The organism is Paracoccus haeundaensis (genome assembly GCF_006239215.1).
GTDB classification, from domain to species: domain Bacteria; phylum Pseudomonadota; class Alphaproteobacteria; order Rhodobacterales; family Rhodobacteraceae; genus Paracoccus; species Paracoccus marcusii.
Genome location: NZ_VDDC01000113.1, coordinates 1 through 745, shown reverse-complemented (window position 1 = coordinate 745; position 745 = coordinate 1). Strand labels below are relative to the sequence as shown.

General features: G+C 66.7%; 1 protein-coding gene. It reads left to right on the top strand.

Annotated features, from left to right (window positions below; genetic code table 11):
- The coding region (locus FHD67_RS20230) for an EF-Tu C-terminal domain-related protein (RefSeq protein ID WP_246071374.1) at positions 1-715 on the top strand (715 nt) is incomplete at its 5' end.
- Between the last annotated feature and the right edge of the window lie 30 nt (positions 716-745).

Here is a 745-nt window from a genome sequence, read left to right as displayed (position 1 = left end):
CTCGTACGACTATCCGGGCGACGACATCCCGATCATCAAGGGTTCGGCGCTGGCAGCCATGGAAGGCCGCGACAACGCCATCGGCGAGGATTCGATCCGCGCGCTGATCGCCGCCGTCGACGAGTACATCCCGACCCCCGAGCGTGCGATCGACCAGCCGTTCCTGCTGCCGATCGAGGACGTGTTCTCGATCTCGGGCCGCGGCACCGTGGTCACCGGCCGCATCGAGCGCGGCGCGGTCAACGTGGGCGACGAACTGGAGATCGTGGGCATCCGCGACACCAAGAAGACCACCTGCACGGGCGTCGAGATGTTCCGCAAGCTGCTGGACCGCGGTGAGGCCGGCGACAACGTGGGCGTCCTGCTGCGCGGCATCGACCGTGACGGCGTCGAGCGCGGCCAGGTCCTGGTCAAGCCGAAGTCGGTCACCCCGCACACCCAGTTCGAGGCCGAGGCCTATATCCTGACCAAGGAAGAAGGTGGCCGCCACACGCCGTTCTTCGCGAACTACCGCCCGCAGTTCTACTTCCGGACCACGGACGTCACCGGCACCGTCAAGCTGCCCGAGGGCACCGAGATGGTGATGCCCGGCGACAACCTGAAGTTCGAGGTCGAGCTGATCGCCCCGATCGCGATGGAAGAGAAGCTGCGCTTCGCCATCCGCGAAGGCGGCCGCACCGTCGGCGCAGGCGTCGTCTCCAAGATCATCAAGTGATCCAGGGCCCGAACGGGCCAAGGAACGCTG